General features: G+C 72.9%; 20 protein-coding genes and 1 pseudogene. 2 read left to right on the plus strand and 19 right to left on the minus strand.

Annotated elements, in window-relative coordinates; all coding sequences use genetic code 11:
* Nucleotides 1-60: 60 nt before the first annotated feature.
* The 6 genes from trmD to proS form a co-directional block, all read right to left on the minus strand.
* Nucleotides 61-879: a tRNA (guanosine(37)-N1)-methyltransferase TrmD gene (gene trmD / locus ACFC1R_RS17160; protein WP_375939388.1), complete on the minus strand. Its 819-nt coding sequence runs from the start codon at nucleotides 877-879 to the stop codon at nucleotides 61-63.
* A 5-nt stretch (nucleotides 880-884) separates the two neighbouring features.
* On the minus strand, nucleotides 885-1,511 hold the full coding sequence (rimM, locus tag ACFC1R_RS17165) for a ribosome maturation factor RimM (protein ID WP_375939290.1): 627 nt from the start codon (nucleotides 1,509-1,511) through the stop codon (nucleotides 885-887).
* Between the two features lie 121 nt (nucleotides 1,512-1,632).
* Nucleotides 1,633-1,872: an RNA-binding protein gene (locus ACFC1R_RS17170; RefSeq protein WP_030275689.1), complete on the minus strand. Its 240-nt coding sequence runs from the start codon at nucleotides 1,870-1,872 to the stop codon at nucleotides 1,633-1,635.
* A 2-nt stretch (nucleotides 1,873-1,874) separates the two neighbouring features.
* On the minus strand, nucleotides 1,875-2,306 hold the full coding sequence (gene rpsP, locus ACFC1R_RS17175) for a 30S ribosomal protein S16 (protein ID WP_375939292.1): 432 nt from the start codon (nucleotides 2,304-2,306) through the stop codon (nucleotides 1,875-1,877).
* Between the two features lie 653 nt (nucleotides 2,307-2,959).
* Nucleotides 2,960-3,538 carry a hypothetical protein gene (locus ACFC1R_RS17180; RefSeq protein ID WP_375939294.1) on the minus strand — a complete coding sequence of 193 codons (579 nt, stop codon included), beginning with the start codon at nucleotides 3,536-3,538 and terminating at the stop codon, nucleotides 2,960-2,962.
* A 386-nt stretch (nucleotides 3,539-3,924) separates the two neighbouring features.
* Nucleotides 3,925-5,337 (minus strand): proline--tRNA ligase, encoded by a 1,413-nt coding sequence (gene proS / locus ACFC1R_RS17185; protein ID WP_375939296.1) that lies wholly within the window; start codon nucleotides 5,335-5,337, stop codon nucleotides 3,925-3,927.
* A gap of 218 nt (nucleotides 5,338-5,555) precedes the next feature.
* On the opposite strand from proS, the gene ACFC1R_RS17190 reads away from it, so the two are divergent.
* Nucleotides 5,556-6,389, plus strand: a complete 834-nt coding sequence (locus ACFC1R_RS17190) for a class I SAM-dependent methyltransferase (RefSeq protein WP_375939298.1) — start codon at nucleotides 5,556-5,558, stop codon at nucleotides 6,387-6,389.
* A 174-nt stretch (nucleotides 6,390-6,563) separates the two neighbouring features.
* On the opposite strand, the pseudogene ACFC1R_RS17195 reads toward ACFC1R_RS17190, so the two are convergent.
* The 7 genes and pseudogenes from ACFC1R_RS17195 to ACFC1R_RS17225 form a co-directional block, all read right to left on the minus strand.
* Nucleotides 6,564-7,384 (minus strand): annotated as a pseudogene (locus tag ACFC1R_RS17195) (cell division protein FtsH); the annotation flags it as partial.
* Between the two features lie 36 nt (nucleotides 7,385-7,420).
* The gene (locus ACFC1R_RS17200) at nucleotides 7,421-7,966 is read right to left on the minus strand and encodes a GNAT family N-acetyltransferase (protein WP_375939300.1); all 546 of its coding nucleotides are present in this window, start codon (nucleotides 7,964-7,966) and stop codon (nucleotides 7,421-7,423) included.
* Between the two features lie 203 nt (nucleotides 7,967-8,169).
* Nucleotides 8,170-9,735: a signal recognition particle protein gene (gene ffh / locus ACFC1R_RS17205; protein WP_375939302.1), complete on the minus strand. Its 1,566-nt coding sequence runs from the start codon at nucleotides 9,733-9,735 to the stop codon at nucleotides 8,170-8,172.
* 343 nt (nucleotides 9,736-10,078) lie between these two features.
* A complete protein-coding gene (locus ACFC1R_RS17210) occupies nucleotides 10,079-12,523 on the minus strand; it encodes a [protein-PII] uridylyltransferase (protein ID WP_375939304.1) in 2,445 nt (814 codons plus the stop codon).
* Nucleotides 12,524-12,676: 153 nt separating this feature from the next.
* Nucleotides 12,677-13,015, minus strand: coding sequence for a P-II family nitrogen regulator (locus ACFC1R_RS17215; protein ID WP_375939306.1), 339 nt, complete (start codon nucleotides 13,013-13,015; stop codon nucleotides 12,677-12,679).
* On the minus strand, nucleotides 13,012-14,433 hold the full coding sequence (locus ACFC1R_RS17220; RefSeq protein WP_375939308.1) for an ammonium transporter: 1,422 nt from the start codon (nucleotides 14,431-14,433) through the stop codon (nucleotides 13,012-13,014). Before ACFC1R_RS17220 ends, ACFC1R_RS17215 begins: the two co-directional genes overlap by 4 nt.
* Before the next feature lie 381 nt (nucleotides 14,434-14,814).
* Entirely contained in the window at nucleotides 14,815-16,269 is a 1,455-nt protein-coding gene (locus ACFC1R_RS17225; RefSeq protein ID WP_375939309.1) for a hypothetical protein, read from the minus strand.
* A 577-nt stretch (nucleotides 16,270-16,846) separates the two neighbouring features.
* On the opposite strand from ACFC1R_RS17225, the gene ACFC1R_RS17230 reads away from it, so the two are divergent.
* Nucleotides 16,847-17,536 carry a bifunctional DNA primase/polymerase gene (locus tag ACFC1R_RS17230; protein WP_375939311.1) on the plus strand — a complete coding sequence of 230 codons (690 nt, stop codon included), beginning with the start codon at nucleotides 16,847-16,849 and terminating at the stop codon, nucleotides 17,534-17,536.
* A 282-nt stretch (nucleotides 17,537-17,818) separates the two neighbouring features.
* On the opposite strand, the gene ftsY is transcribed toward ACFC1R_RS17230, so the two are convergent.
* The 6 genes from ftsY to ACFC1R_RS17260 all read right to left on the minus strand — a co-directional run bounded on the left by ftsY (nucleotide 17,819) and on the right by ACFC1R_RS17260 (nucleotide 26,160).
* Nucleotides 17,819-19,045 carry a signal recognition particle-docking protein FtsY gene (gene ftsY, locus ACFC1R_RS17235; protein WP_375939313.1) on the minus strand — a complete coding sequence of 409 codons (1,227 nt, stop codon included), beginning with the start codon at nucleotides 19,043-19,045 and terminating at the stop codon, nucleotides 17,819-17,821.
* Nucleotides 19,046-19,308: 263 nt separating this feature from the next.
* Nucleotides 19,309-22,971 carry a chromosome segregation protein SMC gene (gene smc / locus ACFC1R_RS17240; RefSeq protein ID WP_375939314.1) on the minus strand — a complete coding sequence of 1,221 codons (3,663 nt, stop codon included), beginning with the start codon at nucleotides 22,969-22,971 and terminating at the stop codon, nucleotides 19,309-19,311.
* 276 nt (nucleotides 22,972-23,247) lie between these two features.
* Nucleotides 23,248-23,451: a hypothetical protein gene (locus tag ACFC1R_RS17245; protein WP_045301185.1), complete on the minus strand. Its 204-nt coding sequence runs from the start codon at nucleotides 23,449-23,451 to the stop codon at nucleotides 23,248-23,250.
* 403 nt (nucleotides 23,452-23,854) lie between these two features.
* On the minus strand, nucleotides 23,855-24,148 hold the full coding sequence (locus ACFC1R_RS17250) for an acylphosphatase (RefSeq protein WP_375939317.1): 294 nt from the start codon (nucleotides 24,146-24,148) through the stop codon (nucleotides 23,855-23,857).
* A gap of 29 nt (nucleotides 24,149-24,177) precedes the next feature.
* On the minus strand, nucleotides 24,178-24,666 hold the full coding sequence (locus ACFC1R_RS17255) for a winged helix-turn-helix transcriptional regulator (protein WP_375939319.1): 489 nt from the start codon (nucleotides 24,664-24,666) through the stop codon (nucleotides 24,178-24,180).
* A gap of 144 nt (nucleotides 24,667-24,810) precedes the next feature.
* Nucleotides 24,811-26,160: a hypothetical protein gene (locus ACFC1R_RS17260; protein WP_375939321.1), complete on the minus strand. Its 1,350-nt coding sequence runs from the start codon at nucleotides 26,158-26,160 to the stop codon at nucleotides 24,811-24,813.
* Between the last annotated feature and the right edge of the window lie 42 nt (nucleotides 26,161-26,202).

Raw genomic sequence — 26,202 nt, forward strand, 5'->3', positions numbered from 1 at the left:
TGGCGAGGGCGCCGGGCCACCGACCCCTACGAGAGGAGTCCGGCGACAGACAACAGTCGCCTATTCTTCCACAGCATCGGCTGCGGACCGAAATCGGCCGAGCTTCTCGTCCCAGACCAGACCGAGAATGCTGAGGGCCTCCCGTTCCTTCTTGTCAAAGGATCCGTACTGCCAGCGCTCGACGAGGTCCGGCCTGTTGGCCAGGGTCCGGGCGAAGGCCTGCTCACGGCGCCAACGGGCGATCTTGCCGTGGTGCCCGCTGAGCAGCACCTCCGGCACCGCCCGCCCGCGCCACTCGGCGGGCTTGGTGTAGACGGGGCCTTCGAGCAGGTCGGCCATGGCGCCGGGGGCGAACGAGTCGTCCCGGTGCGACTCCGCGTTGCCCAGCACGCCGGGGAGCAGGCGGGCGATCGCCTCGACCATGACCAGGACGGCGACCTCGCCGCCCGCCAGGACGTAGTCGCCGATCGATGCCTCGACCACGGGCATCCGCGTCGCGGCCTCTTCGATCACTCGGCGGTCGATGCCCTCGTAGCGGGCGGGAGCGAAGGCCAGCCAGGGCTGTGCAGCCAGTTCCTGGGCCAGTTCCTGGGTGAACGGGCGGCCGCTCGGGGTGGGTACGACCAGAGTCGGCACCGTACCCTCGGGCCCCTGGGAGACCACCGCGTCGAGCGCGGCCCCCCACGGTTCGGGCTTCATCACCATGCCGGGGCCGCCCCCGTACGGGGTGTCGTCCACGGTGCGGTGGATGTCGGTGGTCCAGCTGCGCAGGTCGTGCAGGTGCACGTCCAGCTGGCCGCGAGCGCGGGCCTTGCCGACCAGGGAGACGTTCAGCGGGTCCAGGTACTCGGGGAAGATCGTGACGACGTCGATCCGCATCTCGCTCATGCGTCGGCCTTGCCCTCGCCGGCCTCACCAGCACCGGCACCATCAGTGCCCGCACCGGCATCGACATCGGCATCCGCGTCGGCTTCACCCGAGCCGGCAGCGACCACCGCCTGATCGAGGTCGATCAGACCGAGCGGCGGGTCGATCACGACGCGCTGGTTCTCCAGGTCGATGGTGGGCACGATCTTCTCGACGAACGGCACCAGGACCTCCACCCCGTCGGCCTTCTTCACGGAGAGGAGGTCCTGGTAGGGCAGGTGGATGATCTCGGTCAGCTCGCCGACCGGAGTGCCGTCGAGCAGGACCACGTCCAGGCCGATCAGCTGGTGGTCGTAGTACTCGTCCTCCTCCTCCGGGCGCTCCTCGGGGTCGACCTCGGCGATCAGGAGGGTTCCGCGCAGCGCCTCGGCGCCGTTCCGGTCCCTCACCCCGGCGAAGCGCAGCAGCAGTCGACCGCTGTGCACCTTGCCCGACTCGACGGTCAGCGGGCCGGCCGACGCCGGGTCCGTGAGCAGCACCGCACCGGGGCCGAGCCGGAGTTCCGGCTCGTCGGTGCGGACCTCGACGCTGACGTCACCCTTGATGCCGTGGGCGCGGCCGATCTTGCCGACGACGAGCTGCACGGTGATCGCTCTCCTGAAGTTGCTGAGCTTGCGCTGCGAAGGACCGGAAGGACGGAAAAACGAAAGAAGGCCGGTCGGGACGACGAGCGTCCCGACCGGCCCCAAGCCTGACGGCTGTGCGTCAGCGAATGCTGTCCACGTCGACCAGGTCGACACGGACGTTGCGACCGCCGAGGGCGCCGACCACGGTACGCAGAGCGCGCGCGGTCCGGCCGCCCCGGCCGATCACCTTGCCGAGGTCATCGGGGTGCACCCGCACCTCGATGGTGTTACCCCGCCGCAGGTTGCGCGAACGCACCTGAACCTCGTCGGGGTGCTCGACGATGCCCTTCACCAGGTGGTCGAGGGCCTCCTCGATCACGATCAGGCCTCGGTGGAAGCGGCCTCGGCCTCAGCCTCGGCCTTGTCCGACTTCTTGGCCTTCGGGGTGATGGCAACACCGGTGGTGCTGTCCTCGAAGCCGGCGACGGCCTTGGCGAACAGGTGCGAGAAGTCCTCGACCTTCGGCTCGGCGACCTTCAGCGGCGCCGGGGCCGGCAGGCCCTTGAACTTCTGCCAGTCGCCGGTCAGCTTCAGGATGGCGAGAACCGGCTCGGTCGGCTGGGCGCCGACGGACAGCCAGTACTGGGCGCGGTCGCTGTCGACCTCGATCTTCGAGGGGTTGTAGGTCGGCTGGTAGATGCCGATCTCCTCGATCGCACGACCGTCACGCTTGGTGCGGGAGTCGGCGACGACGATGCGGTAGTGCGGGGAGCGAATCTTGCCGAGACGCTTGAGCTTGATCTTGACTGCCACGGGAGTGGATTCTCCTGGTGTTGACGTGGGTGAGCGGCCGCTGCCATCGCGTGGGGTTGCGGGGTCGGCCGTTCAAGGGACACGCCAGCCGTAGGAGAGAGGGGTCCTGCTCGGCTGCCGAGTACTCAGCTGTCCATTCTGCCACACCCCGGCCGGGAGGCCCGCCCGGGCCTCCGTCCCGGCCGGGCGACGCACTGTCGGTCGGCCGAACCGAGGGCCCCCACCCCCGGTCGAGCCGAGCTCCTGTCGCCGCAACGGCCTCCCCCCACGGTTCGACCCCGCGACAGAAGAGCCGATGACCGCGGCAGCACGCCCGCTGTCCACGGCGTTCCGAACGGGTTGAGCCGAACCCGGACGAGCGAGACGAAGCGAGACATCCGACGCCCCGGGCGACCGACGCGACTTCGACGAGCCACACCGACCACACCGAATCGACGAGTCGTACGCCATCACCGGTCCGACCAACCCGACCGGTGAAAGCCCACCGGATCGACCCGACCGGCCGGACGGGCAGAAATCACCCGACCGCCCCGGATCGGCCGACCCGACTCGCTCAACCGAGTTCGCCGAGCCGAGAGCCGCCAACGCGACCGCCTCGAGCAGCGGACCCGGCCGACCCGGCCGAGTTCGCCGACCCCACCGACACGGGTGCGTCAGGCGATCCGGAACGGCTGCTGGCAGGCACCGCAGACGATCGACGCCTGGGCGAGCACCGAGGGCACCACCCGGACGTTCCGGCCGCAGCCGCAGACCGCCTTGACCCGGACGCCCCCGCCCGAGGACCCGTGCCGCGCGGCCGGCCCGCGGAACGCACGCTGTCCGCCTTCGCCGGCCACGGCCAGCTGGTGCGCACCGAGGGCGCGGTCGAGCCGCTCGATGGTCTGGGCGTAGCGCTCCTGGGTCTCCTTGAGCATGGTCACCTGGGAGAAGCCGCTGCTAGCGTGCGGCTCGATCGGGTGGGCCAGCCCGAGCTCGCTGGCGAGCATCAGGAAGCGGCGGTTGTGGTAGCGACCGGCCCGTGAGGTGTCGCGGATGTCTCGCGCGGCAGCCAGGCCGTGGGCGGCCTCGTGCAGCAGTCGCTCGAAGCCGAGCCGCGTGCCGCAGGCCGAGGAGGACTCGCCGATCAGAGCCTCGGGCGAGGCGAGGTCGGGGAGGTCCTGGTGGTGTGCCTGGATGTCGCTCCAGGCGGCGGCCAGTTCGGCCGCGAGGACGAGGGGCTGTGTCGTGCTCACGCTATGCCAACGATGGAGTGAGAGCCGATGTTCCGCGTGTTCCCCGGCTTGGGGAATTCCCAGGAAACTCTCAGGAATGCGCATCGCTGTGTGAATTTCGCTGCTCGGATCTGACGCAAGACCAACCCCCTGCAACTGTGGGCCCAACAAGCCTCGCCGGGCTCTTGGATTTGCCTCGAGGCCGGGCCCCGTACGCATCGGCACGGCGCCGCCCCAAGGCGGACGGCCCGCGACAATGTCAGGAATTGACAGAGCCACGGGCCGTATACCGTACCGCTAGTTCCATAGGACCGGCAGTTGACTGGTCAGTAGTCTCAACTGGCAGTCTGCGGTTACTGGAACAATCGCCGCCGCCGGACTCGGAACCGAGACCGGTTAACGGGACATCAGTAGGCGCGCGCGACGATCGCGACGTTGCCTTCCTGGTCGTCCGTCAGCGGGACGGAACCGTCGGCCGCGACGATGCAGCGCACCGAGACGCCCTGCTCGGCCAGCTTGGCCTCACCCTCCGGGCCCAGTTCGGCCCAGGAGATCCGGCCCCAGCCGGTCGCGGCCGCCTCGACGGCCTCGTCGATGTTCTTGACCTCGGCGGTGCGGGCCTCGCGGCGCTCGCGGGACTCGCGGAGCAGCAGGGCCTGGTCCTCCTCGAGGATGCCGGGCAGCAGCGCGGCCAGGCCGTCGATCGAGACCGGCTCCTTGCCGCCGGGGATGCGGCGGGCGAGCATCGCGGTGCCGTTCTCCAGGTCGCGCGGACCGACCTCGATGCGCAGCGGCACTCCCTTGAGCTCCCAGTCGACGGCCCGGCGGCCGAACGGGGTGTCGGTGCGGTCGTCGACCACGACGCGGATGCCGGCGGCCTCCAGCGCGGCGCCGATCTCGCGGACCTTGGCGAGCACCGCGTCGTCGCCCTTGATGGCGAGGACGACGGCCTGGACGGCGGCCAGACGCGGCGGAACGCGCAGGCCGTTGTCGTCGCCGTGGGACATGATCAGGCCGCCGACCATACGGGTCGAGACGCCCCAGGAGGTCTGCCAGACGTACTCGCGCTCGGCGCCCTGGAGCTGGTAGGTGGTGTTGAACGCCTTGGCGAAGTTCTGCCCCAGCTCGTGGCTGGTGCCCATCTGCAGCGCCTTGCCGTCACGCATCATGCCCTCGAGGGTGAGGGTGTTGATGGCGCCGGCGAAGCGCTCCTTGGCGGTCTTGCGGCCGAGCACCACGTCGATGCCCAGCACGTTGGTCATGAAGTCGCCGTAGACGTCGGTGTGGATCATCGAGGCGTACGCGTGCGCGTCCTCGTAGCTGGCGTGGGCGGTGTGGCCCTCCTGCCAGAGGAACTCGGTGGTGCGCAGGAACACGCGGGGGCGCAGCTCCCAGCGGACCACGTTGGCCCACTGGTTGATCAGCAGCGGCAGGTCGCGGTGGCTCTGCACCCACTTGGAGAAGTACTCGTTGATGATGGTCTCGGAGGTCGGCCGGACGACGATCGGCTCGTCCAGCTCCTTGCCGCCACCGTGGGTGACCACGGCGAGCTCGGGGGCGAAGCCCTCGACGTGCTCGGCTTCCTTGGTCAGGTAGGACTGCGGGATGAACATCGGGAAGTAGGCGTTCTGGGCGCCGGCCTTCTTGATCCGGGTGTCCATCTCCTGCTGCATCCGCTCCCACAGGCCGTAGCCGTACGGTCGGATGACCATGGTGCCGCGCACCGGACCGTTGTCGGCCAGCTCGGCCTTGTTGATGAGGTCCTGGTACCAGCGCGGGAAGTCGTCCGCCTGGGGGGTGAGAACGGGTGCCTTTGCCATGGGGCAGATGGTACGGGGAGCGGGGCTCTGAGCGTGAATCGCCCTTGTCGGGTCTCGGACTCAGCGCTGCGGAGCGGGGGGCGCACGACCGCCGCGCGCGGATACCACCGCGCACCCCTCTGGACGCCGGGCCCCAGCCGCTGTTCGCTGGACTCGGGGTGGAACTTTTCGGGGGGTGTCACGGGCAGGACGACCAGAAAACCGGATGGGAGGCCGCGATGGCTTCAGCGCAGGTGACCGGTACGACCGCGCAGCGACCCAGTGCCCACGGTGGGGCGCGTTCACACGGACGGGCGCGCGACTGGGCGGAGATCCAGGAGCGCATGCTCGTACCGCTCTACCAGGCCGTGTACGAGCGCCTGGAGGTCGGCGCGGCGACCAGTCTGCTCGGTCTCGGCTGCCGGTCGGGGCTGTCCCTGCTGCTGGCGGCGGAGCGAGGTGCCCAGGCGGCCGGCCTTGAGCCGGACACGGAGCTGCGCGAGCTGGCGCAGGGCCGGCGGCTGCGGGTGTCCGGCCCCGGGCACCGCGACCGGTCCGCCGGGATGTTCCCCCGCACGGCCTACTCGCTGGTGACCCTCTTCGAACTGTGGCAGGCACCGTTCCTGCGGCCGTCCGCCGAACCCGAGCAGTCGGTGGCTCTGGCGGCCCGGCTGGCCCTCCCGGGCGGTCAGGTGGTGCTGGCGGGCTGGGGCCCGCCGGAGCGCTGCCAGAGCGCCGTCGTCCTGGACGTGGCACGCCGCCGCGCCGCCCCGGCGTCCGGCTGCGACCCGTTCGCGCTGAGCACGCCCGGCGCACTGGAGGCGCTGCTGGCCGACGCCGGACTGCGCCCGGCGGGCAGCGGCCGGGTGAACTGTCCGTTCGCCTACCCGGATCTGGACAGCGCGGTGCGCGGGATGCTCTCGACGGGCGTCTACGAGGCGGCGATCGAGGACTCCGGCGCGGCGCTGGTGGAGAAGGAGCTGGAGGAGGCGCTGCACCCGTTCGTCCAGCCGGACGCCTCGGTACGGATGGCCAACCTGTTCCGGTACGTGATCGCCGAGCGGGTCCGCTGACCGGAGGGCCACCCGACAGTCCGACAGCCCGCCGGCCGCACCCGAACTCCGGCCGCAGCCGCCGGACCGGGGCCACCGAAGCCGGAACCGCCGGGCCGAGGCCGTCCCACCACAACGGCCGGGCCGCAGCCACCGGACCGGGCCTGACCTGACCCGCCCGGCCGCAGGCGGCCGTCAGGGCGGGTCGGGCTGTCTGCGCGGCACTCCCGCCGCCCGGTGGGCGGCCTCCTCGTCCAGGGTCTCGGCCTCCAGCAGGGCCGTGACGAGGGCGTCCAGCTTCGCGCGCTGCTCGGTGAGGAGGCGGAGCGCTTCGTCGTGGCACCCGGCGACGATCCGCCGGGCCCCCTGGTCGACCGCGTCCAGCGTGGTGGGGGCGGCCGAGAGCCCGTACGCCCCCTGGCTGTCGCCCGGGACGGCGGCGAGGCGGCCGACCCGCTCGCTCATGCCCCAGCGCCCGGCCGTGCCCCGGGCGATGTTGGTGACCTGCTCCCGGTCGCTCTCGGCGCCGGTGGTGATGCTCCCGTAGACGACCTGCTCGGCGGCCGTCCCGCCGAGAGCACCGGTGATCCGGCCGCGCGGGTACGGCTCGGTGTAGGAGTACCGGTCGGTGTCGGGGTGGAGAGGGTGACGCCGAGGGCCCGGCCGCGCGGCACATGGTGATCTTGCGGACCGGGTCGGCGCCCGGCTGCGGCATGCCGAGCAGTGCGTGGCCGCTCTCGTGGTACGCGGCGCGCTCGCTCTGCGGCATCACCAGCGGCCGCACGGCACCGAGTTGGACCTTCGCCAGGACGTCCGAGAGGTCGTCCGGGCCGACCCGATCCTGCCTGCGTCTGACGGCCGGCAGGGCGGCCTCGTTGACCTGGTTGACCAGGTCAACGCCGGTCATGCCCGGGGTGACCTCGGCGAGCCGGTCGAGGTCGCTGCGCAGGGAGAGCGGCCCCCCGGGTGTGGAACCTCAGGACGGCCTCGCGGCCACCGCGGTCCGGCGTGCTGACCGGCTGACGGGCTGACGGGGAAACGCCGCGCCGCAGCTACCCCCTGGGCAGCGGCTCCCACTCCTCCGCCGTCAGGGCGAACCGCTCGTGGTCGCGCCAGGCGCCGTCCAGGAAGAGCATCCGGGGCGTGTGGCCCTCGTGCCGGAAGCCGAGCCGCTTCGCCAGCGCGATCGAACGGTCGTTCTCCGGCTGGACGTTGATCTCCAGCCGGTGCAGCCCGAGGCCGCCGCACTCCGGCGGGGCGAAGCAGCGGTCGACCACCAGTCGCATTCCCTCGCTCATCCGGCCGGTCCCGGCGAACGGCAGGTAGGAGTCGTAACCCAGCGCGCCGTTGCAGAACCGGCCCATCACGATGTTGGCCACGTTGCACTTGCCGACCAGGCCACCGGTGTCCAGGTCCACGATCAGGAAAGTCCGCAACCCGGGCCCCTGACGCTCCAGCAGGTCCGACAGGCCGTCCGGCTCGACCGGGTTCCACCGGCCGACGTGCTCGGCCGACCGACGGACCGCCTCGGCGTACAGGGCCACGTCTGCGGGCTTCGGGGCCCGGATCATCACTCGCACGCACCCATCATCCGTCATGCGTACGGCCCACAGCCATGGCGCCTTCGGGCGCCGAGCCGGCCGGGCAACGCCCACGGACACCGGGCCGACCGGGCAACGCCGAGGGGCGCGGGGAACCGCGCCACGAGCCGGGCACTCCGTGGAGCACCGGTCGCGCAGTTCCCCGCGCCCCTGGATGACCTACCCGCGCCCCGGAAGGGCTTCACCGGGCACCTGAGGACTCAGAGCAGGTCCTTGAACTCCTTGGGGAGCTCGAAGTCCGCCGGGCCCTTGCCCGCGCCAAGGCCGAAGGCGCCGCCCTCGGCCGGGGCCTGCTGGCCGCCGGGGCCGAGCGCCCTGCGCTGCGCGGCGGCCGCCTCCTCCTGCGCCCGCTTCAGCGGGTTGCCGGACTTCTTGCGCCCCTTGGCCGCCGGGGCCTTCTTGCCGGACTTCTTGGCGCCGCCGCCCATGCCCGGGATGCCCGGCATACCGGGGATGCCCTTGCCGGAGGCCATCGCGGACATCATCTTGCGGGCGTCGAAGAACCGCTCGACCAGGTTGTTGACCTCGCCGACCTGGACGCCCGAACCCTTGGCGATACGGGCGCGCCGCGAGCCGTTGATGATCTTCGGGTCGGTGCGCTCGGCCGGGGTCATCGACTTGATGATGGCGCCGACCCGGTCGACGTCCTTGTCGTCGATGTTGTTGATCTGCTCGCGGATCTGGCCCATGCCGGGCAGCATGCCGAGCAGCTTGGAGATCGAGCCCATCTTCCGGACCTGCTCCAGCTGGGCCAGGAAGTCGTCGAGGGTGAAGTCCTTGCCGCCGCCCTGCAGCTTGGAGGCGATCTTCTCGGCCTCGGCCTGCGAGAAGGTCTGCTCGGCCTTCTCGATCAGGGAGAGCACGTCGCCCATGCCCAGGATGCGCGAGGCCATCCGGTCCGGGTGGAAGGCGTCGAAGTCGTCGACCTTCTCGCCGTTGGAGGCGAACATGATCTGGCGGCCGGTGACGTGCGCCACCGAGAGCGCCGCACCGCCACGGGCGTCGCCGTCCAGCTTGGACAGCACCACACCGGTGAAGTCGACGCCCTCGAGGAAGGCCTGCGCGGTGGTCACCGCGTCCTGGCCGATCATCGCGTCGAGGACGAACAGGACCTCGTCCGGGTTGACCGCGGCGCGGATGTCCGCGGCCTGCTGCATCAGCTCGGCGTCGATACCGAGGCGGCCCGCGGTGTCGACGATGACGATGTCGTGCTGCTTCTGCCGGGCGTACTCGATCGAGTCCCGGGCGACCTTGACCGGGTCGCCGACGCCGTTGCCCGGCTCGGGGCCGTAGAAGGCGACACCGGCCCGGTCCGCCACCACGCCCAGCTGGGTGACGGCGTTGGGGCGCTGGAGGTCGCAGGCGACCAGCAGCGGGGTGTGCTTCTGCTTCTTCAGCCAGTGGCCGAGCTTGCCCGCGAGGGTGGTCTTGCCGGCACCCTGCAGACCGGCCAGCATGATGACCGTCGGGCCGGACTTGGCGTACTGCAGGCGCCGGGTCTCGCCGCCGAGGATGTTGACGAGCTCCTCGTTGACGATCTTGACGACCTGCTGGGCGGGGTTCAGCGCGCCGGAGACCTCGGAGCCCAGCGCACGGTCCTTGACCTGCTTGATGAAGGCCCGCACCACCGGCAGCGCGACATCCGCTTCGAGCAGGGCGATCCGGATCTCGCGGGCGGTGGCATCGATGTCCGCCTCACTGAGGCGGCCCTTGCCCCGGAGGTTCTTGAACGTCGCTGCGAGGCGGTCGGAGAGGGTGTCGAACACGTCGGTCGCGGGTCCCTTGCGGCATCGGTACGGGTACTGTCGTCGCCCCCAGGGTATCCGGCCGCCCCAGGTACGGTCTCCACCCCGCCCCCGGCCGCGGCCCGGGAGGCCCTCCGCCACCCGGGTGACCAGGGCCGCACCGCTCTCCGTGACCACCGGCACGTGCCGCTCGCCGACGGCCGCCGGGACCGGATGGACACCCGGCTCGGGGCCGCCGCTCCGAGGGCTCCGGCCTGCGGACCGGCGAGGTCCCGCTCAGGCCGGCCGACGGGGCCCCGCTCGGACCGGCTCCCGGCGAGGCCCCGTCGGCCCGGGCGGGGATCCGCGCAGGCCCCGCCGGCGCTCAGCACAGCGCCGTCTGCACCTGGGCGGCGACCTCCCGGGCCCGCTCGGGCGCCAGCGGGCGGCCGTCCGGACCGGTGAGGTAGAAGGCGTCCACCGCGTCCGCGCCGAGCGTGCTGACATGGGCGGTACGGACCACGACGCCCGCCGCGTCCAGGGCCCGGCCGATCCGGTGCAGCAGACCGGGGGCGTCGTGCGCGCGGACCTCCAGCACGGTGGCGCTGGACGAGCCGCCGGGGGCGACCGCGACCACCGGGGGCGGGGTGGTGATGCCCCGGCGGCGCGGGGCCGCGGCGTCCCGTTCGGCGAGCTTGCGGGCCACGTCCAGCGAGCCGTCCAGGGCCCGGCGCAGATCCGCCCGCAGCCGGTCCGCCTCGGGCAGCTCGCCGTACGCGGCGGCGACCTTCCAGCGGATCAGCAGCACCTGGCCGGCGCCGATCGGGTCGAGCAGCCGCAGCGCCGCCGAGCGGACCGTCAGCCGGTGCAGCGCGATCACCCCGGCCGCCGTGCTCAGCAGCGCCGGGCGGTCCGGAATGGCCAGGGTCAGCTCGACGCCCGTCGGCTCGGCCGCGAAGGCGTCCTGCGGCGGCTGGGCGAGCAGGGCGAGCGCCGGTTCGCCGGTCCGGGAGGCCTCGACCGCTAGGCGCTCCTGGTCGACGGTGGGCTCGGCCTCGGCCGGGAACGGGTCGCCACCCGCGAGCTGGGCCGCCACCCGGTCCACCAGCCGCTCCACCAGGGACGCCCGCCAGCTGCTCCAGGCGGCGGGACCGGTGGCGGTCGCGTCGGCCTCGGTGAGGGCGTGCAGCAGCTCCAGGTGCGGCAGGGTGCCGACCACCTTGGTCATCAGGTCGATGGTGGCCGGATCGTCCGGGTCACGGCGGGTGGCGGTGTCGATCAGTGTCAGGTGGTGCCGGACCAGCAGGGCCAGCGTCTCGGTGTCGGCCTTGTCGAAGCCCATCCGGACCGCCACGTCCCGGACGATCACCTCGCCCGCCTCGGAGTGGTCACCGGGCCAGCCCTTGCCGAGGTCGTGCAGCAGCGCCGCGACCAGCAGCAGGTCGGGCCGGGCCACCCGGCGGGTCATCCCGGCCGCCCGGACCGCCGTCTCGACCAGGTGCCGGTCGACCGTCCAGCGGTGCACGGCGTTGCGCTGCGGCCGGCAGCGGACCCGCTCCCAGTCCGGCAGCAGGCGGGTGATCAGGCCCTCCGCCTCCAGCGCCTCCCAGACCGGCAGGCAGGACTCCCCCGCGCCGAGCAGGGTGATCAGCTGCTCGCGGGCCTCGTCGGGCCAGGGCACCGGCAGCGGCCGGCTCTCGGCGGCCAGCCGCCGCACGGTGGCGTACCCGACCGGGAGGCCGGCCTGCGCGGCGGCCGCGGCGGCGCGCAGCGGCAGCACCGGATCCTGCGCCGGGCGGGCGCCCTGGGCGAGCACCACCTCGCCGTCCTGCTCGACCACGCCCTCGGCGAGCGGCCTGCGCTCGACGGCTCCGCGTGCCACCGCGCCCGAGCCGCGCCCGGTGCCGGTGAAGGGGAAGGCCAGCCGGCCGACCCGGCGGCCCCGGCCGGTGCGGGCGGCGAGGACGCGTTCGACGGCCCGCCAGGTGACGTCACCGGCGTAGCTGATGGTGCGGGCCGCTTCGTACACCTGGCGCAGCAGGGTGTCGGCGTCGAGCACGCCGAGCCGCTCGGCGACCTGGTCCTGGTCGTGCAGGCTCAGCCGTTCGGTGGCCCGTCCGGTGGCCAGGTGCAGGGCGTCGCGGACGTCGGCGATCGTCGCGGCGGCCGCGTCCAGGCCGTCCCTGGGGGCGTCGGCGAGCCAGCTGGCGGCGATCGCGTTGAGCGCCACCACGTCCCGCAGACCGCCCCTGGCCTCCTTGAGGTCGGGCTCCAGCAGGAAGGACAACTCGCCGTGCCGCTCGGCGCGTTCGAGGCAGAGCCGGTGGAGTTCGGGCAGCCGCCTGGGGGCGGCGGCGCGCCAGTCGGCGAGTACGGCCGAGCGCAGTTCGGCGGTCAGCTCCCGGTCACCCGCGAGGTGGCGGGCGTCGAGCAGGCCGAGCTGCGCCTTGAGGTCCTCGGCGGCGACCGCACGGGCCTCGGACAGGGTGCGGACGGAGTGGTCGAGCGCGGCGCCGCCGTCCCAGACCGGGTACCAGATCCGCTCGGGCAGGGCGGCGTCGAGCGTGCCCTGGTGCAGCAGCAGGACGTCCAGGTCGCTGCGCGGCGAGAGCTCGCCGCGACCGTAGCCGCCGACCGCCACCAGAGCGGTTCCCGACGGCGCGCCGGACTCCTCGTACAGCTCGGCCAGCCAGTCGTCGGCCAGCGCGGCGAGGGCCGTCCTGCGTTCCGCGCCGTGGTGGCCGGGCTCGGCGAGCAGGCGGGCGCGGGCGGCGGCGAAGGCGGACGGACCGGCCGGGTCTTCGGCGGGAGAGGTGTCGGGGGTCGTCACGTCAAGGTCCCCATCCGTGGTGCGGGTGGTGCCGATGAGCTGGGCTCTGTGCCGAATGCTAGGCGCTGGTGCGCCGACGGGGACCGGGGAACCGGCGACCGGCCCACCACCGGGGTGCGTGGCCAGCCGTGCGGTTCCCCGGTCCCCCGGGGGTCAGAGTGCGTCGGGGCCGCGCTCCCCGGTGCGGACCCGGACGGCGGTGTCGACCGGGACGCTCCACACCTTGCCGTCGCCGATCCGGCCGGTGCGGGCGGCCTTGACCAGGACGTCGATGAGTTCGTCGGCGTCCTCGTCGGAGACCAGGACCTCGATCCGGACCTTCGGGACCAGGTCGACGGTGTACTCGGCGCCGCGGTAGACCTCGGTGTGGCCGCGCTGGCGGCCGTAGCCGCTGGCCTCGGTGACGGTGAGGCCCTGGATGCCGAAGGACTGCAGCGCGTTCTTCACCTCGTCCAGTCGGTGCGGCTTGATGACGGCGGTGATGAGCTTCATCGGGCGTCGACCTCGGTCCTCTTTGCAGGCTTCTCAGCGGTCTTGTCGGTGGGCTTGGCAGCGGTCTTGTCGGTGGCCTTGGCGGCGGGCTTCCCGGCTGGCTTCCCGGCGGGCTTCGCCGCGGGCCGGTCGGTTCCGGGGGCGGACAGGGCCCGGGCCAGGCTGGCCCCGACCGCACTGAAGTCGTAGGCCGACTCGGCGTGTTCGGCCTGGTCGATGCCGGCGACCTCGACCTCCTCGGCGACCCGGAAGCCGACGGTCCTGTGGATCGCCGTACCGAGCAGCCAGGAGAGCACGAACGAGTAGGCGGCGACCACGGCGACGCCCATCGCCTGCTTTCCGAGCTGCCCGAACCCGCCGCCGTAGAAGAGGCCCTGGGCAGTCTGCCCGACGTGGCCGGTGGCGAACAGTCCCACCGCGAGCGAGCCGACGATGCCGCCGACCGCGTGCACGCCGACCACGTCCAGTGAATCGTCGAAACCCAGACGGTACTTGAGGCCGATCGCGGCGGCGCAGACGGCCCCGGCGATCAGGCCGATCGCGATCGCGCCGAGCAGCGAGACCGAACCGCAGGCCGGGGTGATGGCGACCAGGCCGGCCACCGCACCGGAGGCGGCGCCCAGCGTGGTGAACGCGCCGTGCTTGATCCGCTCGTAGGCGAGCCAGCCGAGCATCGCGGCGGCGGTGGCGACCTGGGTGTTGAGGAAGGCCATCCCGGCCACGCCGTTGGCGGCCAGCGCCGAGCCCGCGTTGAAGCCGAACCAGCCGAACCAGAGCAGCCCGGAACCGAGCATCACCAGGGGGAGGCTGTGCGGCCGCATCGGGTCCTTCTTGAACCCGACCCGCTTGCCGAGCACCAGGCAGAGCGCGAGACCCGCGACACCGGCGTTGATGTGCACCGCCGTACCGCCGGCGAAGTCGATCACGCCGGCGCGGTCGCCGAGCCAGCCCCCGTGACCGTTGTCGAAGAAGAACACCCAGTGCGCGACCGGGAAGTAGACCACCGTCACCCAGAGCGCCACGAACAGCGCCCAGGCGGAGAACTTGGCTCTGTCCGCGACGGCACCGCTGATCAGCGCCGGGGTGATCACCGCGAACATCAGCTGGAACGAGGCGAAGGCGGTGACCGGGATGGATCCGCTGAGGTCGTTCAGCCCGATGCCGCGCATGCCGAGGAAGTCGAGGTTGCCGATCAGACCGGCGCCGGCGTCGGGGCCGAAGGCGAGCGAGTAGCCGTAGAGCACCCAGAGCACGCTGACCACGGCCAGCGAGATGAAGCTCATCGCCAGCATGTTGAGCGTGCTCTTGACCCTGACCATGCCTCCGTAGAAGAAGGCCAGGCCCGGGGTCATCAACATGACCAGGGCCGCACTGATGAACACAAAGGCGGTATCGCCCGCGCTGAAGCCGTCCGGCATCGGCGTCTCCTCTGATGAAACCGCCCCCGGGATCCCTGTCCCGTGCCACCCGGGGTGTCGGCGATGAAGAGGAGAGTGCCGAAGGCTGATTTCGGCCGATGCGGCTCGTTGTTTCGCCGGCGTGACGGCGTTGACGGGAGAGTTACGAGCACGTGAATTGCGGCCGCGTCACTTGCCGGGCTGCGCTACCGTGCGGCCGCACAGCACCGGGTGCAGCCGACGGCTCACCGACCGTGGCGCCCCTTGGGTTCCGGGGCCGGGGGAAGCCCGGCCGGCCGCGAACCGCGGGTGTCCGCGGTCGCGGCGGAAGGCCCGGGACGGCCGAAACGCCGGGGTCGCCACCGGGCGGCCTCACCCGGACGGCGGCCGCTCGGACGGCGGTCACACGGACGGGGCGAACTCCGGGATGTCGTGCACCACCCGCTCGGCCAGCCGGTCGACCGCGTCCAGGCCCTTGAAGGTCCGCGACGCGGCCGCCGAGGTCTTGCGCACCCGGGTGTTGAGCCGCTCGGACCGGACCGTCCGGGCGATGTCCACGGCCTGCTCGGCCATCACCACGGCCTGCTCGGGCTCGTTCTGCAGCAGATGGACGCTGGCCATCCCGATCAGGTTGAAGGCGTAGCTGCGGACGTGGTCGCCGTCCTGCCGGAACAGGTCCACGGCGCGCTCCATCACCGGCGCCGCCATCGAGGCGTAGAGCGGGCTGCGGGTGGAGTTGTAGGCGAGGTCACGGAAGGAGTGCGCGTTCTCCGCGTTGAGCTCCGCCTCGGAGAAGAACTTGAGCCAGTTCGGGTCGTTGTCACCGGGACGGCAGTCGCTGAAGGTGTCCTCGGCCAGTCTGGCCGCGCGGGCGCAGCGGTTGACCTCGCCGATGTTGGAGTACGCGCGGGCCTCCATCGCGTACAGCAGGGCCTGCTGGCGCGGGGTGGCGGTGTCCCGACTGCCGTACTGGGCCAGGTGGATCAGCTCCAGGGCGTCCTCGCCCCGGTTGAGGTGGATCATCTGGCGGCTCATGTCGGTGAGGATCAGCGCGCCGAACGGCCTGTCCCCGGCCTCCTTGGCGGCGTGCAGCGCCAGCACGTAGTACTTCTGGGCGCTGGGGTGCATGCCGACGTCGTACGACATCCACCCGGCCAGGTGGGCGAGTTCGGCGGTCAGCCGGAACAGCCGCTTGGTGGTCTGCTCGGGGTACGTCTCCTGCAACAGGTCGGTGACCTCGTGGAGTTGGCCGACCACGGCCTTGCGGCGCAGCCCGCCGCCGTTCTGCGCGTCCCACTGGCGGAACATCACCGTGGTCTGCTCCAGCAGTTGGAGCTCCGGCTCGGAGAGCCGGCCGGTGTGCGGCTCCCCGCCGTTGGCAGCGGCCAGGATCGGGGTGGGCGTGCCGCTCGGGCCGGGGGTGAGCCAGCGCTGCATCGGCTCGATCAGCGCGGCACCGGCGGTCAGGGCGAGCGAAGTGCCGAGGAATCCACGGCGGTTGAGCATCAGGTCACTGCGCGAGTACTCGCTGATCAGCTGGACGGTCTGGGCACCGCTCCACGGCAGGTCCACCCCGCCGCCGACGGTGCTCACCGGGACCACGGTGCGCAGCCCGAGGTCCTCGACCGAGACCACCGAACCGAAGCGCTCGGAGAACAGCTCGGACATGATCTTCGGGATCGGCTCGCGCGGCTGCTCACCGTCCAACCAGCGGCGCACCCGCGAGGTGTCGGTGCTGACGTGGTGGGCGCCGATCTGGCGCGCCCGGCGGTTGACCTGGCGGGCCAGCTCGCCCTTGGACCAGCCGCTGCGGCCGAACCAGGACGTCAGCTTCTCGTTCGGTTGCTTCTCTGCCATGGGAACGTCCCCATCCCGCCCGGCCCCACGGGGCCCCGTTTGTCATATGACCTGACCGCCGTACCTGGCGGCGTCCGTCTCGGCTCCCGCCCCCAGGTGGACGGTCCGCTGCGTTCCGTGTGCCGAACGTAACGCCCTCTCCGCCATCCGGGGGAGCACCAGCGAGGAAACGCCACCTTTCGCCACCCCTACGAGTGAACTAATCGGCACCGCACCACGCTTCACTGGAAGTCAGCCCGGCTCCGCCCCCGCCGATCGGCCCGCATTCGCCCGCTCCACGGTCAACTCGCTTCGACGACAAGGGCCTTGTCGGCCATGGACGACACGGGCCCCGTCCGCCACGACAACGGGCCCTGTCGGCCGTGACACCGGCCATGACAGAGGACGGAGACACCCAGTGCAGCAACGACGATCCGGCATCCGGCGCGCCGGGGCAAGGCGGTTCCTCGCACGAGCGACCCGAATCGGAGCACGCCGTCCAGCGCGCGCCGCCGACACACAACGCGCTCCACATCGGACAATCGACGTACCGTCACAGTCCCGTAACCACCCGCAAACACAACCTGTTGGGGGAGGCATGGACAACCTCTTCGGCGATCTCCGTTTCGGTGCCCGCCGCCGCACTCGGACCACCGTCTTCCAGGCCGCCGCCGAGTACACCGGCCGCTGGGGCTGGACGGTCGCCGTCGGCTCCGGCCGCACCCCGGCGGACGGCCGCTGCGGCTGCCGGGAAGCCCACTGCGCGGCGCCCGGCCTGCACACCGCCGTCGGCCCGGAGCACACCGTCAGCCCCCGCCCGGAGGCCGGACCCCCCGCCGTCGCACTGCGCGAGCTCTGGGCCGGCGACGCGCCCGTGCTCCTTCCGGCCGGGCGCTCCTTCGACGTCCTGGACGTACCGGCGCAGCCCGGTCTGCAGGCACTGGTCCGGCTGGAGCGGATGGGCACCCGGGTCGGCCCGGTGCTCGCCCTCCCGACCGGCCGGCTGCTCTTCTTCGTCGCGGTCGGCACCGCCCAGCGGCTGCCCGAACTGCTGTACCGGATGGGGTGGGACGACGCCGCCCTCGACCTGGCCTGCCACGGCGAGGGCAGCTGGATCGCCGCACCGCCCAGTTCACTCGGCTCGCTCGGGCCGGTCCGCTGGCTGCGCCGCCCGTCCCGCGAGAGCGCCGGCTGCCCCCCGGAGGCCCGGCTGCTGCTCGGCACCCTCGCCTACGCCTGCCACCGCAGCCGCGAACGCTCGGCCGAACCCGCCTGGCTCGCCTCCTGAGCCTCGGGGGACGGCCCTTCGAGGCGGAGGGTGAGCGGAGCCGGGGCGCGGGGAGGTGCGCGCCCGGCGGTCGGCGGAGCCCCGATCCCGCGCCCGGCGCCACCGCAGGATCGAACCCGCGAGACGCCCGACGGAGCTGCGGGGTTCCCCACGCCTGTGCCTCCGCTCGCTCCGGCCCCTGAGGAACGCGGTCGCTGCGTCCGGGCACACGCCGAAGGGCCCGCCCCTGCGTGGGGCGGGCCCTTCGGTCGGCGGGCTACCGGGTGACGGCCTACCGGGCGATCAGTCCCCGATCAGCGCGTCCACGAACGCGCCCGGCTCGAACGGCGCCAGGTCGTCCGCACCCTCACCGAGCCCGATCAGCTTGACCGGGACACCCAGCTCGCGCTGGACGGCGACCACGATGCCGCCCTTGGCGGTACCGTCCAGCTTGGTGAGCACGATGCCGGTGATGTCCACGACCTCGGCGAAGACCCGGGCCTGGACCAGGCCGTTCTGACCGGTGGTGGCGTCGAGCACCAGCAGCACCTCGTCCACCGGGCCGTGCTTCTCGACGACCCGCTTGACCTTGCCGAGCTCGTCCATCAGGCCGGTCTTGGTGTGCAGCCGGCCGGCGGTGTCGATCAGGACGGTGTCCGCCTGCTCGGCGATGCCCTCCTTGACCGCGTCGAAGGCGACCGAGGCGGGGTCGCCGCCCTCGGGCCCGCGCACGGTCTGCGCGCCGACCCGCTCGCCCCAGGTCTGCAGCTGGTCGGCGGCGGCGGCACGGAAGGTGTCGGCCGCGCCGAGCACGACCTTGCGGCCGTCCGCGACCAGGACCCGGCCCAGCTTGCCGGAGGTGGTGGTCTTGCCGACGCCGTTGACGCCGACCACCAGGACGACGGCCGGTCGGCCGCCCTCGTGCTTGGCGGTCTTCAGCGAACGGTCGGCGTCCGCGCCGATCAGCGCGACCAGCTCCTCGTGCAGCAGCCCCCGCAGTTCCTCCGGCGTACGGGTGCCGAGCACCTTGACCCTGGTGCGCAGCTTGTCCACCAGCTCCTGGGTGGGCGCGACACCGACGTCGGCGGTGAGCAGGGTCTCCTCGATCTCCTCCCAGGTGTCCTCGTCCAGCCGCTCCCGGGAGAGCAGCGTGAGCAGCCCCTTGCCGAGCGAGTTCTGCGAGCGGGAGAGCCGGGAGCGCAACCGGACCAGGCGGCCGGCGGTGGGCTCGGGGACCTCGAGGGCGGGGGCCTCCTCGGCGGCCGCCGGGAGCTCCACCTCCTCGACCGTCCCGGCGGGCTCCGCCACCGTCGGCGCGGCCTGCTCACCGACCCGGGCCTCGCCCGGCTCGGCCTCCGGAGCGGCCGTCGGCGCGGCGGTCGGCTCGGCCTTCGGCTCGGCCGGCCTGGTGATGACGGGTGCCTCGGACTTCGGAGGCAGCTGCTTCTGCCGTCTGCCGTTGACGACGAGCCCCGCGACCGCACCGATGGCGATCACGGCGATGACGACGGCAAGGATCACGTATTCCACATAGATCTCCCTTGCTGGATCCCCCGACCGGACGGCCGAGGGGTGACAGTGATCCTTCGGTCGGCTAGGCGCACCGCGCTGCCGCTCCACTGCTGCGCCCCGGCCGGGTCATCGGGGACCGGTCGGGACCTGGCCGCCATGAGGTGATCACAACGACCGAGTGAGAAGCCCCCTCGTCCGTGAGGGGGAGGATTCACAACCTGTCCAGTATCCGTGACCGGCCCCCCGATACGGGCAGAAGCCCCGGGAGCCGGGCCGGTGGATCAGCCCGGCCCGCCGACCGGACCCGTGACCGCCCGTCCGCCGACGAGCTCCCCGCCCGTCGGCCCGGTCGCCGGCTGCCGGGGCGCGGGGGCCCGCCCGCGCTCGCGGTGCTCGTCGCGCAGCCGCTGGCTGATCACCTGCGAGATGCCGTCGCCCTTCATCGTGACCCCGTACAGCGCGTCGGCCGACTCCATGGTCAGCTTCTGGTGGGTGATCACGATCAGCTGGGAGCTCTCCCGCAGCTCCTCCATGATGGCGATCAGCCGCCGCAGGTTGGTCTCGTCCAGCGCCGCCTCCACCTCGTCCATCACGTAGAACGGGCTGGGCCGCGCCTTGAAGATGGCGACCAGCAGCGCCACCGCCGTCAGTGAGCGTTCGCCGCCGGAGAGCAGCGAGAGCCGCTTGACCTTCTTGCCCGGCGGCCGGGCCTCCACCTCCACCCCGGTGGTCAGCATGGACTCCGGCTCGGTGAGCACCAGCCGCCCCTCCCCGCCGGGGAAGAGCCGCGAGAACACGCCTTCGAACTGGGCCGCCGTGTCCTGGTAGGCCGAGGTGAAGAGCTGCTCGACCCTGGCGTCCACGTCCCGGACGATGTCCAGCAGGTCGCGGCGGCTCCGCTTCAGGTCGTCCAGCTGCTCGCCCAGGAACCGGTGCCGCTCCTCCAGTGCCGCGAACTCCTCCAGCGCGAGCGGGTTGACCTTCCCGAGCTGCTGGTACGCCCGCTCGGCCGCCTTGAGCCGCCGTTCCTGCTCGCCGCGCTCGTACGGCCTCGGCTCGCCGGGCTCCCCGCCGTCCTCCGGCAGCGCGGGCGGCACCGGCTGGTCCGGGCCGTACGAGGCGAGCAGTTCGCCGCCCTCGATGCCGAACTCCTCCAGCGCCCTGGCCTCCAACTGCTCGATCCGCAGCCGCTTCTCCGCCCGCAGCACCTCGTCCCGGTGCCCGGCGTCCACCAGCCTGTCCAGTTCGGACTTGAGTTCGCGGCCGCTCTCGCGGCCCGCCCGCAGCTCCGCCTCGCGTTCGGCGCGGGCCTGCTCGACCTCCGACCGCTCGGTGGCGGCCCGGACCAGCGAATGCTCCAGCCGGGCCAGCAGCTGCCGGGCCCCGGCCGCGACGGCGGCGGCGACGGACGCCTCGTGCCGGGCCCGCTCGCGGCGCTCGGCCGCGCGGGCCCGGGCCTCGCGCTCCGCCCGTGCGGCGCGGTCGAGCTGGTCCGCCCGCCCGGCCAGGTTGCGGACCCGCTCCTCGTGCGTACGGACCGAGAGCCTGGCCTCCAGTTCGGTCTGCCGGGCCCGGACGGCCTCCTCGGCGAGCCGCTCGCGCCGGGAGCCGTCCGGCTCGTCCTCACCGGACCCGGCCGCCTCCTCGGCGACGGCCAGCCGCTCGGCCAGCTCGTCGGCCGCCGCCAGGGCCTCGGCCAGCCCCTGCTCCGCCCCGGCCACCGCGGCCGCCAGTCGTTCGGCCTCCCCGGCCGCCGCCCTGGCCTGGCCGCCGAGGCGTCCGAGCGTGCCGGCGGTCCTGGCCTGCTCCTTCTCGGCCTGCCGCCGCCGTACCGCCAGCTGCTCGACCTCGGCGGCCAGCGTTCCGTGCCGCCGCTTGGCCGATTCCGTGCGCTCGGCCAGCTCCGCGCACCGGGCGCCGAGTTCACCGAGCAGCTCGTCCGCCTCGGCCACCGCCGCCCGGGTCTCCAGCAGGCTCGGCGTACCGGCGGAACCGCCCTGGGCGAAACCGGCGCCGAACAGATCCCCCTCGGCCGTGACCGCGGTCAAATCGGGCCGCTCGGAGATCAGTTGACGCGCCTCGTCCAGGGAGGCGACGACGGCCGCCCGGGCCAGCAGCGCTTCGACGGCCGCGCGCAGCCCGCTCGGCGACTCCACCAACTCGGCCGCCCAGCGCGCGCCGTGCGGAAGCCCACCGCGCTCGGCCACGGGCACGGGCACGGCGGAACCCGCGATCAGCAGCGCGGCCCGGCCCGTGTCCTGCTCGCGCAGCAGTCGCAGCGCCCGTGCGGCGGCGTCCACGCCGTCCACCGCGACCGCGTCCGCCGCCGCGCCGAGCGCCGCCGAGATCGCGGCCTCGTACCCGGGCGTGACCCGCAGCAACTGCGCCGCCTGGCCGAGCAGTCCGGCCGGCCGGTCCCCCGCGCCGAGCAGCGCGTCGCTGCCGTCCCTGCGCCGCAGCCCGAGGGACAGCACCTCGTGCCGCGCCGCCAGCGCGGCCCGCTCGCGCTCGGCCAGACCCGAGGCTTCGCGCACGGCGGCGAGTTCACGCTCGGCCTCGGCCAGCGCCCCCCTCGTCCGCTCGTGCGCGGTGTCCAGCTCCCGGTCCCCCGCCGCCTCGCCGTCGACCTGCTCCCGGAGCTGCCGGTACTCCTGCTGCGCAGCCTGCGCGCGCAGCAGTGCCGCGTCCCCGGCCTCGGTCAGCCGCCCGATCTCGGCCTGCGCCCCGGCCGCCCGGGAACGGGCCGCCGCCGCCTGGCCCTGCAACCGGGCGAGGCCCTCCCGCCGGTCGGCGAGGGCGCGGGCGGCGGCCTTCAACCGCGCTTCCTCCAGGGCCAGTTCACGTTCGAACCCGGACTTCCGTTCGACCGCCTCGGCGAGCGCGTACTGTGCCTGCTCCAGCGCCTCGGCGAGGGCGGCTTCCTCCTCCCGGACCCGGGCGGCCTCCCGCTCCAGCTCCTCGGGGTCACGCCCGCGCCGCTCCTCCCCCTGGCCGCCGCCGGTCGCGTGCCGCACGCGCGCCTCGGCCAGTCCGATGGTGCCCCGGGCCCGTTCGATGAGGGCGGACAGCCGGTACCAGGACTGCCGGGCGGCCTCCAGCTGCGGCCCGAGCTGCTCGACCTGGGCCTCCAGGACGGCTTCGCGCTGCTGGGCCCTGGCCAGCTCCTGCTCCACGGTGGAACGGCGGAGCCCCAGCGCCAACTCGTCGGCGATCTCGGCTTCGACGGCCCGGCGCAGCGTGAGCAGGTCGTCCGCGAGCAGCCGCAGTCTGGCATCGCGCAGCTCGGCCTGGATCCCGGCGGCCCGGCGGGCGATCTTCGCCTGTCGGCCCAACGGCCCCAGCTGGCGGCGGAGTTCGGCCACCAGGTCCTGGACTCGGTTGAGGTTGCCCTGCATCGCGTCCAGCTTCCGCAGCGCCTTCTCCTTGCGCTTGCGGTGCTTGAGCACCCCGGCCGCCTCCTCGATGAAGGCCCGCCGCCCCATCGGGTCGGCGTGCAGGACCGAGTCCAACTGCCCCTGCCCGACGATGACGTGCATCTCCCGGCCGATGCCGGAGTCGGAGAGCAGTTCCTGGATGTCCAGCAGGCGGCAGACGCTGCCGTTGAGCGCGTACTCGCTGCCGCCGTTGCGGAACATCGTCCGGGTGATGGTGACTTCGGAGTAGTCGATGGGCAGCGCGCCGTCGGTGTTGTCGATGGTGAGGCTGACCTCGGCCCGGCCGAGCGGCGCACGCCCGCCGGCCCCGGCGAAGATGACGTCCTCCATCTTGCCGCCGCGCAGCGACTTGGCCCCCTGCTCCCCCATCACCCAGGAGAGCGCGTCGACCACGTTGGACTTGCCGGAGCCGTTCGGTCCGACCACGCAGGTGATGCCCGGCTCGAAGCGCAGCGTGGTGGCCGAGGCGAAGGATTTGAACCCGCGCAGCGTGAGACTCTTCAGGTGCACGCGTCCTCTTCCTGGCCTCGGCAGATGTCCGCTGGCCGACTGTATCCGGCCGTACGCACAGCAACCCGCCAGGCGGCGGTTTGACCACGCCGGAGGAAGGGCAGTCTCCCCCTCGACGGCGCGTCCTCGGCGCGGCGCCCCGGGACGTCGGTCCCCGGACACGACGAAGGGACGCCACCCGGGCGTCCCTCGGAAGCTGCGTCCCATATACGGCTGCATCCGCGTATACGGGAAGCTCAAGCGCAGCAGCGTCGATCGGTGAGGATCGGGTCAGGATCAGGTGAGTGCGGGCTCCCGCTGATCCAGTTCGATGCTGCTGAGCAGCGAGTGCTCGTCAGCGACAGCGGTGAGTGCGTCGTTCTCGGCCTGCACCCGGAGGAGTTCCGCCTCCAGGTCCTGAACGCGCTGCTGCAGCCGTCGCATCTCGGAGAGCATTCGCGGGTCGGGGCCGCCGACGTACCCGAGAAGCGCCTTTGCCATGATGAATGGTCCTCCACGCTGAGTGACCGAACCGAAACGGTTTAGGTCTAGGGGGAAGGGGGGTACGCACCCGTCAGCGCGCCGGAAGTGCCGACTGGGCACCGCCGGAATGCCGCCATGAGCTGCGCCCACGAAAACATGACCCTGCCGGGAGAACGCAGACTGGTGCGCGGGCTTTCAGCGTCTCACCAAAGACCGTACGGGTCAACACGATCACCGCACGCTACCGCGCGCCTGTCACCTGCATGGCGGGATTGTCACGCCACGGGGACGATCGGGCCATCGGGAACGGCACCGCTCGAACCCGGGATGGATCACTGTTCGCTGCGGAGTCAACCACGAGTCTGCCCAGAAGGCAACCGTATGACACCGGCAGTTGCCCTACGCCCGCCCCAGCCGCAGGTCAGCGGAGTGCGAAGCTGTCGTAACCGTCGCCGGTGGTGCTCCAGATCTCGGTGACGCCGACGACCCTGCCGGGTGTGTCGGGCCCGCGCAGCAGGGCGAGCAGCCGCTCGCAGTCGGCGTGGGAGCCCTCGGCGACCACCTGGACCCGGCCGTCGCCGAGGTTGCTGGTGTACCCGGTCAGACCGATCTCCATCGCCCGGGCCCTGGTCCACCAGCGGAACCCGACCTCCTGGACCTTGCCCCGTACCCAGATGGTGGCCCGGACCGGCCGGGTGCTGTCGTGACCGTGCATGGCCCCGACCCTATCCGGCAGTCGAACCCTCATTCGACGACCGGCCCGTGCCGGTCCCAGCCCGGGCTGTTGACCCGCAGGGTGAGGTCCGGGCCGGTGGCCTCCTCGCCGCAGGTGCGGCAGGTCCAGGCGGGATCGAGCGGGTGCGGGTGGTGGCCGGCGGGGGCGTGGTCGAGAGTGACCGGGGGCTCGGGCAGCAGCCAGCGGTCGCCCCAGGAGAGCAGCGCCTGGGTGACGGGCACCAGCTCCCGGCCGGCCTCGGTGAGGTGGTACTCGTACCGCAACGGGCGCTCCTGGTACGGGCGGCGCTCGATCACTCCGGCCTCCTCCAGTGCCCGTAGCCGGGCGGTGAGCCGGTCGCGCGGGGCACCGGTGTTCTGCACGATCCGCTCGAAGCGGTGGTTCCCGTAGAGGAGTTCGCGGACGGCCAGCAGCGCCCACTTCTCCCCGACGACCAGCAGCGCGGCGGCGATCGAGCAGGGGCGGCCCGGGAGGTTCTCGGCGGCGTGGGAGGTCACCGCGCCAGCCTGCCACAGCGCCGGGGTTCCGGCCCCGGGCCGGTGGACGGCACCGGCCCCGGCGAACCTGCCGAGCAGGTCACCGGGGCCGGGTGGTGGATCGGGGCCGCCGTGCGGTGGGTCGCGAGCGGGGCCGTGGTGGGGTCAGAAGCCGCCGAAGTCGCCGCCGTCGCCGCCACCGCCGAAGCCGCCGTCGTCGAAACCGCCGAAGTCGGAGCTGTTGAAGTCCGCGCCGCTGACGTCGCCGCCCTCGAAGCCGGAGCCGTGGCCGTCACCGGCCGCCCAGGCGGTGTCGGGCCCGGCGATGACCGAGCCGAGCGCGGTACCGACCAGCAGACCCGGCAGCAGGCCGCCGCCGAAGTAGCCACCGGCCCACGGGCTGTAGGCCGGGCCCGCGTTCCAGTACGGCTGCTGGCCGTACTCGGTCTGCACGGTCCGGATGTCCGGCTGCCGGCCACTGGCGAGGCGGGCGGCGTCCGTCCCGCAGGCGGGCACGGTGCGCGGCGCGCCGCCCTCGGGCGCCCAGTCGACGTCCTCCACCGACGGGCCGTGGCGCGGGTCGAAGAAGCACGGCGGGCGGCGGTCCGGCAGCGGACGCTTCTCCCGCCGGGCGGCCAGCGTGGCCAGTGAGAACCGGCCGTCCGCCAGCGCCTCGGTGACCGGCGCGACGTCGGCGGGCCGCTCGGCCGCGTCCATGGTCTGCTTGGCGCGCTCGTAGGAGTCGAGGGCGTGCGAGTAGTCGGCGCGCTGGGCGTCGTCGGCGTCGGGCGCACCGGGGTTGAAGTCGAGGCGGTCGAGCTCCTCGCCGAAGGCGGTGATGTCCTCGTCCACGACGGTGCGCAGCTGGGCGAGCTCGGCGCGGGCCTGCTCCTCCCGGCGCTTCCTGGCCCGGCGGAACAGCAGGAGGACCCCGCCGCCCGCCAGTGCCAGCAGGGCGAGCGGGATGACGATCGCGGCGGTGCTGACCCCGCCGGAGCCGGACTCGGCGGCGTGGCCCCTGACCTGGCCGACGGCCTGGTCCACGAAGTCGTTCAGGGTCGCGTCGATGTCTCCCGGGTGGGCGCGGAACGCGGCGCCGGCCATGTTGGCCGCGGTGTTCGGGGAGAGTGCCGCCCGGTCCGGGAAGGCCTTGAACTGGCTGCCGTGCCAGATCGCGTAGACACCGACCACGCCGACCCTGGTCCGCAGGTCGCGGGCGACGGTCGCGCTCGGGTACTGAGCGTTGTCGGGGACGACCGCGACGTAGATCGGCTTGTCGGCGTCCTCGAGCTTCCGGCTCAGGGCCGCTGCCTGGTCCTCGGAGAAGCGGCTGGTCATCGCCGGATCGACGTAGACCTGGCTCTTCTTCAGTGCGGTCGCGGCCTCGTCGATGCCGCCCGCCGCCGAGGCGGTGGGCGCGACCAGCAGGAGGAGCAGCCCCAGCAGGCCCGCCAGCATCGCCGCCGAGCGGGCGGCGGGCCTGGCGGCCGGGGAACGGCGGAGCACAGTTCTCATGGGAGAGACGCTACCTGGCCGGGCCACCGCGACGGGACCTGC

The sequence above is a fragment of the Kitasatospora sp. NPDC056138 genome (assembly GCF_042264695.1).
Classification (GTDB): domain Bacteria; phylum Actinomycetota; class Actinomycetes; order Streptomycetales; family Streptomycetaceae; genus Kitasatospora.